Consider the following 14,328-nt stretch of genomic DNA (forward strand, 5'->3'; position numbering starts at 1 on the left):
AATGACCGACGACGCCCCTGCGCTTCCCGGGAAACGCTCAGCCAGCTCCCCATGCCGGACGTCCTTGGCTTGAAGGAGTGCCAGGACAACGAGAGAAAGCAGTTCCACTTGGTTTTTGCGGTACTCCGGGAAATGAGCACAAAAGCAGCGCGTCAGATGGGTCAGCGTGGCAGGGGACGCGTTCTGTTTTGACGGATCAGACGGGAGATTTCAACCCCTCAACAAAGTGTCGGGTACTGAGGATCCGGCCACCGCTGCCGCCACCAAACAGGCCTACGCCACCTGGCTGCAAGGTCAGGGACTTCAGCAGTTCGAGGTCCAACTCAAACGGCGTCTGGGCGACGCCACCGTCTCGCAGTTGCGCACACAGCTTGGCCCGCAACTTGAAAAACTTGTGGCTGGCACCCGGCAACTCGGTTCCGCTTCCACAGTCTGCGCCGCCTACCGGGCGCAGCTTCAGGGAGACACCTTCAATCTCCGTGCCAAACTGCCGCAGCTAGGAACGCTCCTGACCCCAACGGGTTCCAGTCCGGCGACTCCTTCCAGCTCTCAGAACGCGTCCGGCCCTGCCGCCGTGCGCTACAGCGTCGCGCAGCTCTCCTCTCTGGCCGGGCAGACGCTGGCGACCCTGCCCCAGTCCACAGGAGCCAGGGCCGCCGAGCAGGCGGTGCTGACCAAACTCCGCTCCCTGGGTTCGCAGATCGCAGTGACCGGAAAGGTGCAGCGCAGCCGTTCTCTGACCCAGAGCGATGATCGGCGCGAGGTGCGCTGGTCGGTGTACTGCTACCACATGGCTGGAGACGCCGCCAATCCTCCGCAGGGCCAGACGGTGACGGTGGTGGGCCGGGTCAGAGAATTTGACCGCGATACGTCCATCACCCTTGAAGACTGCCGGGTGGTCAATGCAACGGGTCTCAAGGCATCGACTCTTCCCGTGGCGGACACGGCCTGGCGCTTCAAGAATCAGCCCGCAGAACGGTTTCTGGTCGCCGCAGGGCAGGGCCTGAAAGACAGCGCCATTCTGGGGGTCTATACCACCCAGTCCAGTGGGATCGGCGTGGGCGGCATGGTCCTGATCACCTATCCACCGGCGCTGTTTCTCAAGGACGGGACGGTCTACAACGACCCGTATTGGGCTCCTGGCAGTTTTAATGTCAAGCTTTCGCGGGAACTCGAGCCGCAGAAGTGGGGACAGTGGACACGTCAGGGACAGAATTTCAAGATTCGTTGGGGCGACGGTCAAACCGAGCTGTTTGAGGTGCAGGACGCTCTCAAACCTGCTCCGAGTGGATTGAAACTCACAGGCGGCTATGAGTCGTTGGGCGGGGGCGGCAATACGGCCTTGGGAGGCGACGTGATGGTTGCAGTGGGCAGCAACTACACCTTCAAGCCGGACGGCAGCTTCACTGGTGGCCGATTTGCCGGAGCATCGACCTCCAATACAGCGGCCAGCAGCAGCGCAGCGAGTGCAGGCCGCTACTCGGTGCAGGGGTACAGCATCACCCTGCGTCCGGCACGGGGCACAGAGCAGCGCCTGCTGTTCTACCGCTTTGGAGACGCCCTGCACATCGGTGGCTCCGACTTCGTGCAGGATTGAGAGGCGGCCAGTCTTCAGCAGCTCCTGAATTTATAGGCCATGACCGGGCGACCCATCAGCCGGGAGGCGTACCCGGAGGTTGCCGCAGGAAGCTGACCAGAAATCGGTGGCGGTAGGGATCCGGGTGTATTTCCTGGGAGCGCCGTCACTCTCGATCACTCCTTTGCCCAGCTCAGAGCTGCTTGTGAAAATCCTCAATCTCTGGGAGAGGAGGTCAGGCCGTTGGACGTGGTGTGTTGGGCACTTTCTGGCTGTAGGGAGGCGAGAACAAACTCTGCGAAGAGGCTATTGGCCCAGGCGAACCAGGGCCGGGTAAAGTGGGCCGGATCGTTGGGATGAAAGCTTTCATGCATGTAGTGGGTGCCTGCGGTGGTGGCCGTCAGGGTGTTCAGCAACTGCTGTCGTTCAGCTTGATCTGTAGAGGTAAGACCCTGCATCGCCAGCGCAATCGGCCAGATCAGGCCACCGGGGGTGTGCGGACTCCCCACTCCCGCCGCATATCGACCCGAAAAATAGGTGGAATTGTGGGGGCTGAGGATAAATCTCCGGGTTCGGAGGTACAGCGGATCATCTGCTGGGCAGTAACCCAGATAGGGCAGGGACAGCAGACTTGGCACGTTGGCATCATCCATCAGCAGGTGGTGGCCGAGGCCATCTGTTTCGTAGGCATAGATCTGGCCGTGGACCGGATGCTGGACCGTGCCGTGCGCGTGGATGCCCTGTTGGATCTCGTTGCGAAGTGCCGAGGCACAAGCAGCCAGCTCGGTGTCTCCCAACGCCTCCCGCGCCATCTGAGCCAGTTGGCCCAGCACCACCACTGCAAACATGTTGGCCGGAATCAGGTAGCCGTAGGTACAGGCATCGTCGCTGGGGCGAAAGCCTGACCACACCATCCCGGTGTAGGCCACTGGGCTGCCGCGCCCGCCGTGCGTGAGGGTATCGCTGGGCAGCAGAGGGTCAGGGCGCTCAAAGGTATAGGGGGAATCCTCGTGGTGGCGCTGCTCCGTCCGCATCACCCGGAGCACGGTTTGCAGCATCTCCCGCACGGCCTCACTGAAAACCGTTTCATCCTGGGTGGTCCGCCAGTACCGGTACAGCAACGACACGGGGTAACACAGCGAATCCAGCTCGAATTTACGTTCCCAGACCCAGTCGCCCTTGGGAGGACGGTCAGCCGTATGGCCGCTGTTGTCCGGCTCTGCATTGAAGGCGTTGGCGTAGGGGTCGATCAGGAGATACCGCGCCTGCCGTTCGATCAGGCCCGAAATCAGTCGGCGCAGCCCGGCATCATGGGTGGCCAGAGGCAAGTAGGGGCTGACCTGTGCCGAGGAATCCCGCAGCCACATGGCCGGAATATCTCCGGTGAACACGAAACTGGTGCCGTCATCCAGAAGGCGAACCGTCGTTTCGAGGGTGTTGGGAAAACAACAGGCAAAAGCATCGGCCAACGCTGGCTGATCGCGCAGACGGTCCTGCATCTCGGCTTTCAGGTGCTCGACAGCTGGATAGATCATAGGTGGACTCCTCATCAGGCAGGAGAGTGACGACGCAGCCGGACGGTTTCGCGGGCGACCGCCTGCCAGACGAAAGAATTCGTGCCTTCGTTCCAACTGCGAACTCCAGTCCGTTTCTGGTGGCGCGTCTGCCCGTTCACCCACCCAGCTTACGAGGTTTGGTTCGCAGGCTGCTCAACGGGCAAACTGTTCCAGCCTGAATACCCGCAGCAACTGGCATGAACTGGCCGCTTTCCACATGATCCAGAGCAACCTATCTGTTTCAATGGTTCGGACAGTTTCGATGGGCAAAAGAGCTGGGTCTCCTTTAGGGTGAGGTTGTCAACACCGGCACCAAGGAGACCCCATGAATATTCTACCCATCCTGCTCACTCTAGCCTCCGTCCCTGCCCACCAATACCGATTTTTGAGCGAGCTGTTGCCAGTCTGGTTGTCCATCCCGGGGCGACTCAATGCATTAAGTTTCAGCCGCTACAGCGGCTGGAACGAAAAAACCTTTCGTCGACAGTTCACCAGTGCCCTTCCTTGGCACGCTCTACAGTTGATCTTGGTGCAGCTCTTGATCCGGTGCCGGGCGTTGGTTCCGCGTTTCGTCCTGGTCATGGACGCGAGCTTTCTTCCGAAATCGGGACGCCAGACCTACGGTCTGGGGTCGTATTGGAAGAGCTGCGTTGTACGGGCCGAAAGCGGCTGAGAACTGTCTTGTCTTGCCTTGATGAGTTGGGTGGGGCATCATGTGTTCCCGATCAGTCTCCGGCAGACACGCCCCAAAGCAGAAAAAGCTGATCGGCTCAAGCAATACCTTGACCAATTGCGGGTCTTGTTGAGGAAACACCGCGTCTGGCTCAGAACCTACGCGCCGGTTCTGGTCGCGGATGGTCAGTACGCCAAGAGAGTCTTCTTCGACCTGTGCCGTGACGAGGGCTTCGCCTTCGTCACCAAACTCGCGGTGAACGCCAATCTGCTGATTCCCTTCACGGGTCAGCATCCCAAAAGACGTGGTGGACGGCAGAAGTGGGAAAAGAAAGTCGATTTTTGTGACTTCGCGGGTTGGACAGGGGTGGCGGGGAGTGAGCGCGAGCAGGTCTGGACGCGGGTGGTGTGGGCACCTCACTTCGGATGTTATGTTCGCGTGATTGTCATCCAAACGGTAGACCTTGCTGGCAAAGTTCGGGGTCATGTGGTGTTGTACAGCACCGATACGGGCAGGCCCGCCGAACAGATTCGGGCACTGTACAGTGCCCGGTTTCAGTTGGAGTTCGTCTTCCGTGATGCCAAGCAGCACGCCTCACTCACGACGTGCCAGTTGCGCTCGAAGAAAGGCTTGGAGAATCACTGGAATGCCTCCATGCTGACCGTAAGTCTCGCTCGGGCTGAACAGTTTCTTCGCGTCGCTGCCCTGACGGGACAGCCTGCTCAGCAGATCGTTTTTTCGATGGAAGACGCCAAACGAAGGGCTTTCAACCTCCTCTTCGCCCAGCGAATCTTCGCCAATCTAGGTCTGTCACAGCGTTTTGAAGAATTACAGAATCATCCCACTAGGCCGCTTGATCTCGGTGTCAAAGCCGCTTAAAACTGTCCGAACCATTGCTGTTTACGGATTTCAATTGAAAGGTCCATATCAGGGCTTCCAATCTGGCTTGCCAGGCTCTGTGCAACCACAGCAAGAAAGAGTATGGACGGCGCGGTATAGAGACTGAGGCTGCGTGACCAGCAGTCCTGTCAGATCAAGTAGACAGACCAGACTTCCCACAGTCCGGTTTGACACATGACTTGCCAGAACCCTTTTCCCCTTCAGACAGCAGTTTCCGTTCCATCCAGCGCCTGTTGATAGGGCGTCAGTTCTACATCGGCACGGTGGAGAGGCAGCTCAGCATTGCCGTTGGCGGTGGGCCTTGCCAACAGGCTCTGCACGACTCCAATTCGTCCGGCAGCAAACGAGTCCGCGCTGCCTGCCATGTACAGCCGCCAGATGCGGTAGGTCACTTCATCCGTCAGACGAACCACCTCATCATGCCGCTGTTCCAGGCGGCGCACCCATTCCCGCAGCGTCAGGGCGTAATGTTCGCGCATGTTTTCCACGTCACGGATCTCGAAACCGGTTCGTTCGGCGTAGCCCAGCAGCTCGTTGAGCGGGCGCAGTTCTCCGTCTGGGAACACATATTCCTGCATGAAGGAATGTTTGCCGAGATAGCCTTCGAGCACCCGCGCCCACGGCTGAAGAAATGGAGGCGTGATTGCGGGGACAATGCCGTGGTTGAGAAAGAGCCCGCCTGGACGGAGCAGACGGTAGGCTTCAGCGAAATAACCCGGCAGCCTGGCGCGTCCCACATGCTCCACCATGCCCACGCTGGCGATCTTGTCAAAAGTCCGTTGCGGCGGCAGATCGCGGTAATCCCGGAGTTCGAACGACACCCGGTCGGCCACGCCTGCAGCCTCGGCCCGCGTTCGGGCAACCTCAAGCTGGGCCGGACTGAGAGTAATTCCAGTAACCCGCACGCCGTAAGTCTGGGCTGCGTAAATGGCCAGACCTCCCCATCCGCTGCCGATATCCAGCAATTCCTCACCCGGCTTCAGGCGCAATTTACGGCAGATCCGGTCAAGCTTGATGCGCTGGGCTTCTTCCAGAGATTCTCGGCCAGTGGGAAAATAGGCGCAGGAATATACCATCCGCTCATCAAGCCAGAGCGCGTAAAAATCGTTGCCAATATCGTAGTGCGACTGAATAGCCTGGGCGTCCCGGTCTTTCGAGTGTGCCTCTCCCTGAAGCGGAGAAACGTATCTGGGGCGCGGCGGGTGGTCATGGGCAGGCAGGGCCAACAGCAGCGGAAGAAGTTGCAGGGCTGTTTTTGGCTGAAAAAGCCGGGCTGCAATGGCCGCGCCCTGAGCCATCAGGACCTCTACGTCGCCCTCCAGGTCATAGTCACCGTACAGGTAGCCCTCGGCCACGCTCAGGTCGCTGGGCGGCAACAGCATTCGGCGCAGTGCACCCGCCCGGTTCAGCACCAGTGTCAACCGTGCGTCCTCTGGCCCTTCCTCAAAGCCGTCCCAGAGGCGGACATGGAGGGCACGGGTCTCGGGCGGACCAAACATCAGCCGTAACAGCAGGCGGGTGGCCTGCAAACTGCGTTGATGCTGCCCCAGAACAATCGGGGGGAATAATCGGGGGGTTATAGCCACAGTTCACTCCTTTGAAGCCGATTTTCTAGCTGCATTCAAGAATTTCAGGCAGCAGATCAACACCGCCCTTTGTGACCTGAGTCAAGGTGCTTGTACCCAAGATGTCTGTGTTGGAAAACCTACCGTTGGGGTGCGTCAGTTCTCCTCTTCCTTTCCTCAATTCATGAGGACGCCAGCACCGTCCCCATGCCTCTTGGGGAATCGGGCCGAATGACAGCACCAGAAAAAACTTCCGAAGCTTCCATTCTCCGAAATTCACTCCGTTCGGTCAACGACAGACGATTCTTTGACCAATGCTTCAAGGTTCCGCGACTTTCTTCTGACCATACGGTTGTCCTGCAACAAATCGCCACTTTGCTGCTACCTTCTCTCCTCCAGAGTTTCGATGATCAATCACTTCCTGCGCCTGATGGTGCCCGTTCCGTTGTCGATTTTTCCAGGAGATACGTCTGTGACAGCCAGCAGAGAGCTTCATCCAGTCGGGCACCACTCTCAAACTTGTTCGCAGGGGGCACCTGACCACCGTACTGCTCTATGCATTTCATAATCAATCCAGAATTGTCTGAAGTGTTTTACCCTGTTTCTCATTCTCGCGCTGTCGATCAATCTCCTTCCAGAACGCTGTATTTAGGTGCGCCGCAAACCTGACGTTTCACAACCCATTCCACAGATTGGCACAATAAACGGCATATTCCAGAGGGAAAGAGATCGTAGGCCGTGCGTCTTCCCTGAAGTCTGCGGAAGGCGCTGACCCTGTGCATGATTGGCGTGAGCAGGAGACGACGGTGCTCAGGTCAGCCATGCGTACTCAGGGCAAAGGCATTGGCCTCTAATAGTTGACAAGTTTTGTAAACTGCTCTACGGTAACCCCAACCCGAATACGGGTCACGCTCAACCAGTGCGGTGACAGGCCGAACAGACAAATCGGCTTGCCCCCGCCCTCCGGGAGATCTTATGACGTACTGCCAGCCTGATCGCCACCACCTGACCCCCTGTCCGGGGCGAATGTGTTGTTGTCGCGCCTGATCTGCCCCCACGTTCCCGCGTGACTGTCGTCGCCTGATCCCTGCCCGCGAGGCCTTCTCGCCGCTTCGGGACTGCATTCCTTGGCCTACCTCTGAACTCCGTCCATCCGGCTGAGGCTGGCCCTCCTCCATCTGTTTGCCCTGCTGACCTCTCTGGAGGAGGTCGGAGTCGTCCTCTCATTCCCACACGAGGTTCATCATGTCCATTTCCTTTGATGCTGCCCAGCCCGAATCCAACTTACTCTCGCCCGAGTTGTACTGGTTTATTCCGTCCGGCGGCGACGGCCACCGCCTCGGCCGGCCTACCCGCCCCGCGAGCTTCTCCTACCTGTCGCAGGTGGCGCAGGCTGCCGATGTGCTGGGTTTCGACGGCGTGCTGCTGCCCACTGGCGGCAACAACGAAGAAACGCTGGTGGTCGCCAGTGCGCTGAGCAGCCTGACCCGGCATCTCCGGTTTCTGGTGGCCCTGCGCCCCGGCCTGCTGTCACCCGTGCTTGCGGCCCGCCTCACCGCCTCGCTCGACCGCATTTCAGGCGGAAGGGTAAATCTGAATATCGTGTCGGGCAGTGGAAATTTTGATTTTGAGGGACTTGATCTCACTCAGGCCGAACGCTACGAACTGACCGCCGAGTGGTTGGGCGTGTTCCGGGCCTTGCTGCGCGGCGAAGAGGTCACGCATCACGGGCCGCACCTGCAGCTCACGAATGGCCGTGCGCCGCTCCCTTCCGTGCAGCAGCCCTACCCGCCTATCTATTTTGGGGGCAGCAGTCAGCCTGCTCTGGCCGTGGCAGGCGAACATGTGGACGTGTATCTCAGTTGGGGCGAGCGCCCCGAACAGGTGGCCGAAAAGTTTGCCCAGGTGCAGGCGCACGCCGCGCAACATGGGCGCACCGTACGGTTTGGCCTGCGGGCACACATCATTGTGCGGGAGACGGAAGACGAGGCCTGGGCCGCCGCCGACGACCTGATTGCAGGCATCAGCGACGAGGCCATCGCACAGGCACATCAGGCGTTTTTGTCGAGCGGATCGGAAGGTCAGCGCCGCCAGAGTGCGCTGAACGGAGGCACCCGCGAAAGCCTGCGCGTGGGGCCGAACCTGTGGGCAGGAGTGGGGCTGGTGCGCGGCGGTGCGGGCACGGCCTTCGTGGGAAGCGCTCAGAACGTGGCTGCCGCGCTGCGCGAATACCAGAGAGTTGGGGTGGACACCTTCGTTCTCAGCGGCTACCCGCATCTGGAAGAGGCCTACCGCACCGCCGAACTGCTGTTTCCGGCTCTGGGCCGCCCCAGCCCCGCCCTGACGCCGCACGCGGGGCAGAGGCTCGGCCACACATCCACGCCAACGCTGGATGCGAACCGGACCGATCAGACGCAGGCCGAGCGGGAACTCGTCTCTGCTGGCCGCTTCCGCTCTATCTGAAGCCCGGTATTCCGCCCGTCTCCATCCCTGAACTCTGTCCCTGAATTCTGTCTACAAGGAGCCTCACCATGACCTTCAACCTTATCCAGACCCGCGCCCTGAGTGCTTCTCTGCTGGCCCTCACCCTCTCCAGCGCGGCGCAGGCCGTCACCTTTACCATCGGCTATCAGAAGGGGGGCATTCCCAACATCCTCAAAGCACGCGGCACGCTGGACAGGTACGCCGCGCAGGGAATCGACTTCAAATGGGTGCTGTTCACGGCTGGCCCGCCGCTGCTGGAGGCCGCCAACGCGGGCGCCGTCGATTTTGGCAGCGTGGGCAACGCGCCGGGGGCGTTTGCCCTCGCCGGAGGGGCTGATCTGAAATACGTCGGCGTCAGCGTGAACCGCTCGGATACCACCGAAGCCGTCCTCGTGCCCAAGGGGTCTGCCTTGCAGCAGGTCAGCGACCTGAAAGGCAAACGCATCGGCGTGGCGAGAGGATCGAGCGCCCACGCCTTTCTGTACACCGTGCTGAAAAGTGCCGGACTGACCTTCAAGGACGTGACCGTGGTGCCGCTGCTGCCGCCCGACGCCCGCCCTGCTTTTGAAAGTGGCAGCATCGACGCCTGGGCGGTGTGGGATCCCTTCCTGACCACCGCCGTGCAGGCCACAGGTGCCCGCATTCTGCGCGACCACAAGGGCCTGGGCCGGGGCGACAGCTACCATCTGGTGCCCAGCGCCGTACTGATTAACCCGGAAAAGAAACGCGCCCTGCAAGTCCTGTTGGCCGAACTGGAGAATGCCGCGCTGTGGGCCAACAAGAATCAGGGCACGGTGATCTCCCAGTTCAGCGACGAACTCGGCATCCCCAAAAGCGTGCTGGAAGTGACCGTTCCCAAGAGTGTGCCCTTCAATATCCGGCCTTTCCGTGCCGCTGACCTGAAGCCCCTGCAATCCCTCTCGACCGCCTTCCGTGAAGCGGGGGTGCTGCCCAAAGACGTGGCCTTCGGCCCGCAGTATTACGTGACCCTGCCTGCCTTCCGGCCCGCGCTGGGCACGCTGGGGCTGAAATGACCCAGGTGCAGAGTAAGCCGGGGCACAAGACTCAGGTTCAGGTCACGCAGGACGCCCTGACCGGGGCCATCACTGGGCGGCCCGCACTCACTCCGGTTCAGGTGGCCCCCCGCCGTCCCGCGCCGCAGTGGGTGCTGGAAGGGGTGCGCTGGCTCGTGCCGGTGCTGCTGGTGGCGTTCTGGCAACTGGCGTCCAGCGTGGGTTGGCTCAATCCACGGGTGCTGCCCGCGCCCAGTGCGGTTGCCCTCGCGTTCTGGGAACTGGCCCGCAGCGGCGAACTGTGGCATCACTTTCTGGTGAGTCTCCAGCGGGCTGGAACCGGGGTGCTGATTGGCGGCGGACTGGGGTTTGCGCTGGGCATCCTGACCGGCACCTTCCGGGCGGCGCACCTGCTGCTGGACTCCTCGTTTCAGATGATCCGCACCATTCCCAACCTCGCGCTTATTCCGCTGGTGATCCTCTGGTTCGGCATCGGTGAAAGTGGCAAGGTCTTTCTGATCGCGCTGGCGACCTTCTTTCCGGTGTACCTCAATACCCTGCACGGCGTCCGGAGCATCGATCCCAAGCTCACGGAGATGGCGCGTGTGTACGGCCTCTCTCCGCTGGAGACCTTCCGGCGCGTGTCCTTGCCGGGAGCGCTGCCCAGCGTCCTGATCGGAGTGCGTTACGCGCTGGGCATCTCCTGGCTGGCCCTGGTCGTCAGCGAATCGTTTGCGGCGAGTAGCGGCATCGGCTTTCTGGCGATGGATGCCCGCGAGTTTTTCCGAACCGACGTGATCGTGCTGGCCATTCTGATCTATGCCCTGATCGGCAAAGCCGCCGACGCCCTCGTGCGCGGGCTGGAGCGCCGCCTCTTGCCCTGGCAGGTTCAGGCATGACGGCCACCTCTGCTGTTCACCTGCCCGACCCCATATCCCTGCGGGCAGGCGACGGAGCCAGCGTGCATGTTCAGAACCTGACCGTCAAATTTGGTTCCAATACGGTGCTCAGTGACCTGACCCTGGATGTGGCCCCCGGCGAACGGGTGGCGGTGGTGGGGGCCAGTGGCGGCGGCAAGACGACCCTGCTGCGGGTGCTGGCGGGCCTGACTCCCCACAGCGCCGGACAGGTGCAGATCCGGCAGGCCAGTGATACGGCGCGGGTAAGGGTGATGTTTCAGGAAGACCGGCTGCTGCCGTGGCTGGGCGCACTGGACAACGTCACGCTGGGATTGCCGCGTACAGAGCGGGCTTTTGGACTTACTGCACTGGCAGGCGTGGGGCTTGCTGACCGCGCTGATGCCTACCCGCAGGCACTCAGTGGCGGGCAGCGGCAACGGGTGGCGCTGGCGCGTGCACTGGCCCACCGCCCGGCCCTCTTGCTGCTCGATGAACCTTTCGGCGCACTGGACGCCCTGACCCGTGCGAGCATGCACACCCTTCTGGAAACCCTGCTGGACGAAACTGGAGCCACCACGCTCCTGGTCACGCATGATCTGGATGAAGCCCTGAAATTGGCCGACCGGGTCATCCTGCTGCGCGGCGGTGAAGTGACTGAAGATGTGCGTCCCCCTTTGCCCCGCCCGCGTGACCGTGCTGCCCTTGAACCCCTGCGGCGGCACCTGGAAGGACAGTTGTTGTGAGGGCCGCCGTTCATCAGCCCCGGCTTCACGCGGTGCGGTGGGGCAAAGCGGCCCCGGCACCAGTCACGCTGCTGCTCCATCCTTCGGCGCTGACTGCCCCGATTCATGCGGTCCTCAGTACGTCGCCCGAGCTGTCCGGCGCAGTGTGGTCGGTGGCCCTCAGCGAGGCTCAACAGGCTCTGGCCCACCGGTTGCCCGCTGAAGTGCGGTTACTCCTGAATCAGACAGGGTTACCGGGAGTGCGGCTTCTACTGCTGGATCTGGAACCATCGGTTCAGACGGCATTGGCATCCCTCTTTTCTGCTGAGGTGCAGCAATTTGTGGCTTTCAGCTTGCCTGCCGGATGGCGGGAACAGGCACAGCCAGCGCCGTCTTTCCCCACTCGGGCGCTCCGAAAACTGCTGCGAGTGTCTCTGACCGCGCCGTCCCACGCGCATCTGCTTTCTTCATCGTCTGCCCTCGCCCCAAGAGGGGCGGCGTGATCAGTCTCACCTTCAAGGATGGCTGTGGGGCACAGAGGGCCTGGGCCTCTGCACTCAATGGGGTTGGATGCCCGTCAGGTCTCTATTGCTGGTGAAGTGGTAGACCTCACCAGAATGGGATGAGATGCGGCTCCGGGCAGGCACGTCCCAGATTGGGGGGCCAGAGCATTCTGGAACGATAGCTGTTGGATGTCCGACGAACAGCGCCCGGGCGATCTGCTCCAGCATCTCAGCGTTGTGTTCGGCAGTAAGCTGAGATTCGCGCGGCCCTCTCAGGCGTAGAAGTTGAATGACTGGTGCTGAGAATATCTAGGGCTGGTGCTGCCTGATGCCCTTCCCTCAGGTGCGCGTCTGATGCCTACGCTTTGACTCTGGCCGCACCAACAAGAAGAGTGGTGCCGCAACTGACCCCAGCAGCCCGACGCCACTGCTCATCCGGTCTACGAGGGTTGGAAGCGTGTGCAGGTGAAGCAGATGGTAGGCCAGATGAGGCACGCTGTACGCGAGCGCGGCTAGCCCGGCAGCGCGCACCGTCACCCAGCCGGGCGCGAACCACGCGAGCAGCGCCAGAACAGCTAGGCTGAGATTAAGTCCACCGACATCCCGGATCAGGTGCTCGTTGTACGGGCCGTCTCCCGCGACCCAGACACCAAAACCGGGGAAGCGGTCGTAGAAGGTTCGGGTATGCCAGTGCCAGAATGACTCCAGTCGCGTGGCGCGTCATGTGCCGCCCACCCGTACCCGTTGATCGCTGTTCTGACTGGAGACGTGGTGCTCCAGCCAGACTTCCCAGGTCTGGCCGATGCGCTCAGCCTCTTCAGAGGTGAGTTGCCCACTTCCCATGGCCCGGAAGATCGGAAGCGGCATCGGCAAGGACACCATTCTCTTACGTTTGCCCTGGGCATGCAGCCAGGCCACTGCCAGGTCTTCCAGCGAGCGCACCTCGGGGCCAGCCAGATCCGGCAGGCGGCCTGCCACCCGGCCCAGTGCAGCCCGAGCAATCTGAGCGGCCACTGCTTCAGGATCGACTGGCTGGAGGGTCACGCCCCTGGGCAGCAGGAGCACAGGAGCACGGCCCAGCATCGTCAGCAACATCGCCACGAAATCGTGAAACTGAGTGGCCCGCTGAATGGCATAGGGCACGCCACTCGCCGCAAACAGCTTCTCGCCTTCCAGTTTGGCTGCGTAGTAATCGAAAAATCCCAGCCTATCGATGCCCACGATACTGACGTACAGGGCGTGTCCAGTGCCCGCCACTTTCGCCGCCTCCAGGACTCGGCGCGTGATAACGAGGTCTTCTTTGGCCTTCTGAGACGTGGCACTGTGCACCACCACATCCACTCCCGCGAAGGCGGCTTCTAGGCCAGCCCGAGTCGTAAGATCGCCGCTCACCCACTCGATCTGGCCGTGATTGGGTCGTTCACGGCGGCTGAGGACGCGCACTGCCACATCGTGAGTCTGAAGCTGTCTCACGATGGCGCTTCCCAGCACACCCGTACCGCCCGTCACCAGTACGCGCGTCACGACTGAATCCCAGGAACCACCAGAGAGGCCAGCATCAAGTAGAGCAGGAGAAACTGCATCATGGTGACATCCTTATCAAAAAATATGAGGGCAGAGAAGATTGGAGAGAGCAGGGTTCCGAGCAGTTCTGGAAAACGCCAGCAATGCCATCTGCGAGTAGCCCGCCGATGCCCGATGAGCGCCACCAGAGGCAACGTGAGGCCCGGGTCATGGACAGTGCAGCGGTCATTCGGTGGCCGTGGTCAAACAGAGTATTCATGGGGAGACCTCCCTGATCCTCGGTCGCCGACCGAAGTGGCTTTACGGTAAGAGAAGGGACGTGATTGGCACGTGATCGCAGGCAGCAATGTAGAGTTCTCCAGACCGACGGGCACAGCACCCAATAGACAGCTGACGAGTGGAAACTGCACGCTGCAATCATGTCCTCACCCAGTTATCTAGGACAGAACTTCTCATAAGCAGTGTGCCGTCCATCTCGCGGCGCTGAGCGTGTTGGGACCAGTATCACCGCCGTGGGCATGCCATGAGCGGCGGGCAGCGCGTTGGCCCCCTGCCCGCCCAACCCCGGCAGATCCGCCAGAGTAGTCAGTGCAAAAAACTCCAGGGTCTTGAGGAGACAATGTCCTCACCCTGGCCGACCCACTGTGATCTACCTCAGTACCCGACACTTTCTAATTTTTCTGTCTGAGACGGCTCCAAGAGTCCAATCAGTTGAAGGGCTTCGACCTCTCCACGCTCGTGGATGCGCGCGAATGTGCGCACCAGGGTACGGAGACCCAAGGTGACCACACTCCAGTTTCGTCGACCGTGCACCTTCACGGTGCATGTTTGGAGAAGACCCACCAGCACGCACCACACATACGCCAGGGTCAGCAGGCAGAGCAGGCGCTCCACGTGATCGTGGAGCGTCATG

11 protein-coding genes and 1 pseudogene are annotated in these 14,328 nt (G+C 61.2%); 8 read left to right on the forward strand and 4 right to left on the reverse strand.

What is annotated here, in order from left to right:
• Positions 1-226: 226 nt before the first annotated feature.
• Positions 227-1,597: a hypothetical protein gene (locus tag F561_RS0123300; RefSeq protein ID WP_019012372.1), complete on the forward strand. Its 1,371-nt coding sequence runs from the start codon at positions 227-229 to the stop codon at positions 1,595-1,597.
• 194 nt (positions 1,598-1,791) lie between these two features.
• Here the strand turns inward: F561_RS0123300 and F561_RS0123305 are convergent, their stop codons facing one another.
• Positions 1,792-3,111 carry a glycoside hydrolase family 125 protein gene (locus F561_RS0123305; RefSeq protein ID WP_019012373.1) on the reverse strand — a complete coding sequence of 440 codons (1,320 nt, stop codon included), beginning with the start codon at positions 3,109-3,111 and terminating at the stop codon, positions 1,792-1,794.
• Between the two features lie 346 nt (positions 3,112-3,457).
• Here F561_RS0123305 and F561_RS27570 point away from each other — a divergent pair, with 346 nt between their 5' ends.
• Together F561_RS27570 and F561_RS26665 are read left to right on the forward strand one after the other, a co-directional pair.
• Positions 3,458-3,805 carry a hypothetical protein gene (locus tag F561_RS27570; RefSeq protein ID WP_019012374.1) on the forward strand — a complete coding sequence of 116 codons (348 nt, stop codon included), beginning with the start codon at positions 3,458-3,460 and terminating at the stop codon, positions 3,803-3,805.
• Positions 3,806-3,826: 21 nt separating this feature from the next.
• A complete protein-coding gene (locus tag F561_RS26665) occupies positions 3,827-4,684 on the forward strand; it encodes a transposase (protein ID WP_019012375.1) in 858 nt (285 codons plus the stop codon).
• Positions 4,685-4,905: 221 nt separating this feature from the next.
• Here F561_RS26665 and F561_RS0123315 read toward each other — a convergent pair whose 3' ends face one another.
• On the reverse strand, positions 4,906-6,291 hold the full coding sequence (locus tag F561_RS0123315; protein WP_157452138.1) for an SAM-dependent methyltransferase: 1,386 nt from the start codon (positions 6,289-6,291) through the stop codon (positions 4,906-4,908).
• Between the two features lie 1,224 nt (positions 6,292-7,515).
• Between F561_RS0123315 and F561_RS26670 the strand changes: the two genes are divergently transcribed.
• The 5 genes from F561_RS26670 to F561_RS0123340 all read left to right on the forward strand — a co-directional run bounded on the left by F561_RS26670 (position 7,516) and on the right by F561_RS0123340 (position 11,891).
• Complete coding sequence (locus tag F561_RS26670; RefSeq protein ID WP_019012377.1) at positions 7,516-8,733, forward strand: LLM class flavin-dependent oxidoreductase; 1,218 nt, start codon at positions 7,516-7,518, stop codon at positions 8,731-8,733.
• 68 nt (positions 8,734-8,801) lie between these two features.
• Positions 8,802-9,788, forward strand: a complete 987-nt coding sequence (locus tag F561_RS0123325) for an aliphatic sulfonate ABC transporter substrate-binding protein (protein ID WP_019012378.1) — start codon at positions 8,802-8,804, stop codon at positions 9,786-9,788.
• The gene (locus F561_RS0123330) at positions 9,785-10,666 is read left to right on the forward strand and encodes an ABC transporter permease subunit (RefSeq protein WP_019012379.1); all 882 of its coding nucleotides are present in this window, start codon (positions 9,785-9,787) and stop codon (positions 10,664-10,666) included. Before F561_RS0123325 ends, F561_RS0123330 begins: the two co-directional genes overlap by 4 nt.
• Positions 10,663-11,409 (forward strand): ABC transporter ATP-binding protein, encoded by a 747-nt coding sequence (locus tag F561_RS0123335; RefSeq protein ID WP_019012380.1) that lies wholly within the window; start codon positions 10,663-10,665, stop codon positions 11,407-11,409. Before F561_RS0123330 ends, F561_RS0123335 begins: the two co-directional genes overlap by 4 nt.
• Positions 11,406-11,891, forward strand: coding sequence for a hypothetical protein (locus tag F561_RS0123340; RefSeq protein WP_019012381.1), 486 nt, complete (start codon positions 11,406-11,408; stop codon positions 11,889-11,891). The genes F561_RS0123335 and F561_RS0123340 overlap by 4 nt, the downstream gene beginning before the upstream one ends.
• A gap of 720 nt (positions 11,892-12,611) precedes the next feature.
• Here F561_RS0123340 and F561_RS26675 read toward each other — a convergent pair.
• Together F561_RS26675 and F561_RS29775 are read right to left on the reverse strand one after the other, a co-directional pair.
• A complete protein-coding gene (locus tag F561_RS26675; protein ID WP_019012382.1) occupies positions 12,612-13,415 on the reverse strand; it encodes an SDR family oxidoreductase in 804 nt (267 codons plus the stop codon).
• 654 nt (positions 13,416-14,069) lie between these two features.
• Positions 14,070-14,328, reverse strand: a pseudogene (locus F561_RS29775) (IS4 family transposase); the annotation flags it as partial.

It is taken from the genome of Deinococcus aquatilis DSM 23025 (assembly GCF_000378445.1).
GTDB classification, from domain to species: domain Bacteria; phylum Deinococcota; class Deinococci; order Deinococcales; family Deinococcaceae; genus Deinococcus; species Deinococcus aquatilis.

Bases quoted from the DNA above. Each gene is read 5' to 3' on its own strand.
- F561_RS0123305 (WP_019012373.1), bottom strand. From the start codon at position 3,111: ATGATCTATCCAGCTGTCGAGCACCTGAAAGCCGAGATGCAGGACCGT.
- F561_RS27570 (WP_019012374.1), top strand. From the start codon at position 3,458: ATGAATATTCTACCCATCCTGCTCACTCTAGCCTCCGTCCCTGCCCAC.
- F561_RS26665 (WP_019012375.1), top strand. From the start codon at position 3,827: ATGAGTTGGGTGGGGCATCATGTGTTCCCGATCAGTCTCCGGCAGACA.
- F561_RS26670 (WP_019012377.1), top strand. From the start codon at position 7,516: ATGTCCATTTCCTTTGATGCTGCCCAGCCCGAATCCAACTTACTCTCG.
- F561_RS0123325 (WP_019012378.1), top strand. From the start codon at position 8,802: ATGACCTTCAACCTTATCCAGACCCGCGCCCTGAGTGCTTCTCTGCTG.
- F561_RS0123330 (WP_019012379.1), top strand. From the start codon at position 9,785: ATGACCCAGGTGCAGAGTAAGCCGGGGCACAAGACTCAGGTTCAGGTC.
- F561_RS0123335 (WP_019012380.1), top strand. From the start codon at position 10,663: ATGACGGCCACCTCTGCTGTTCACCTGCCCGACCCCATATCCCTGCGG.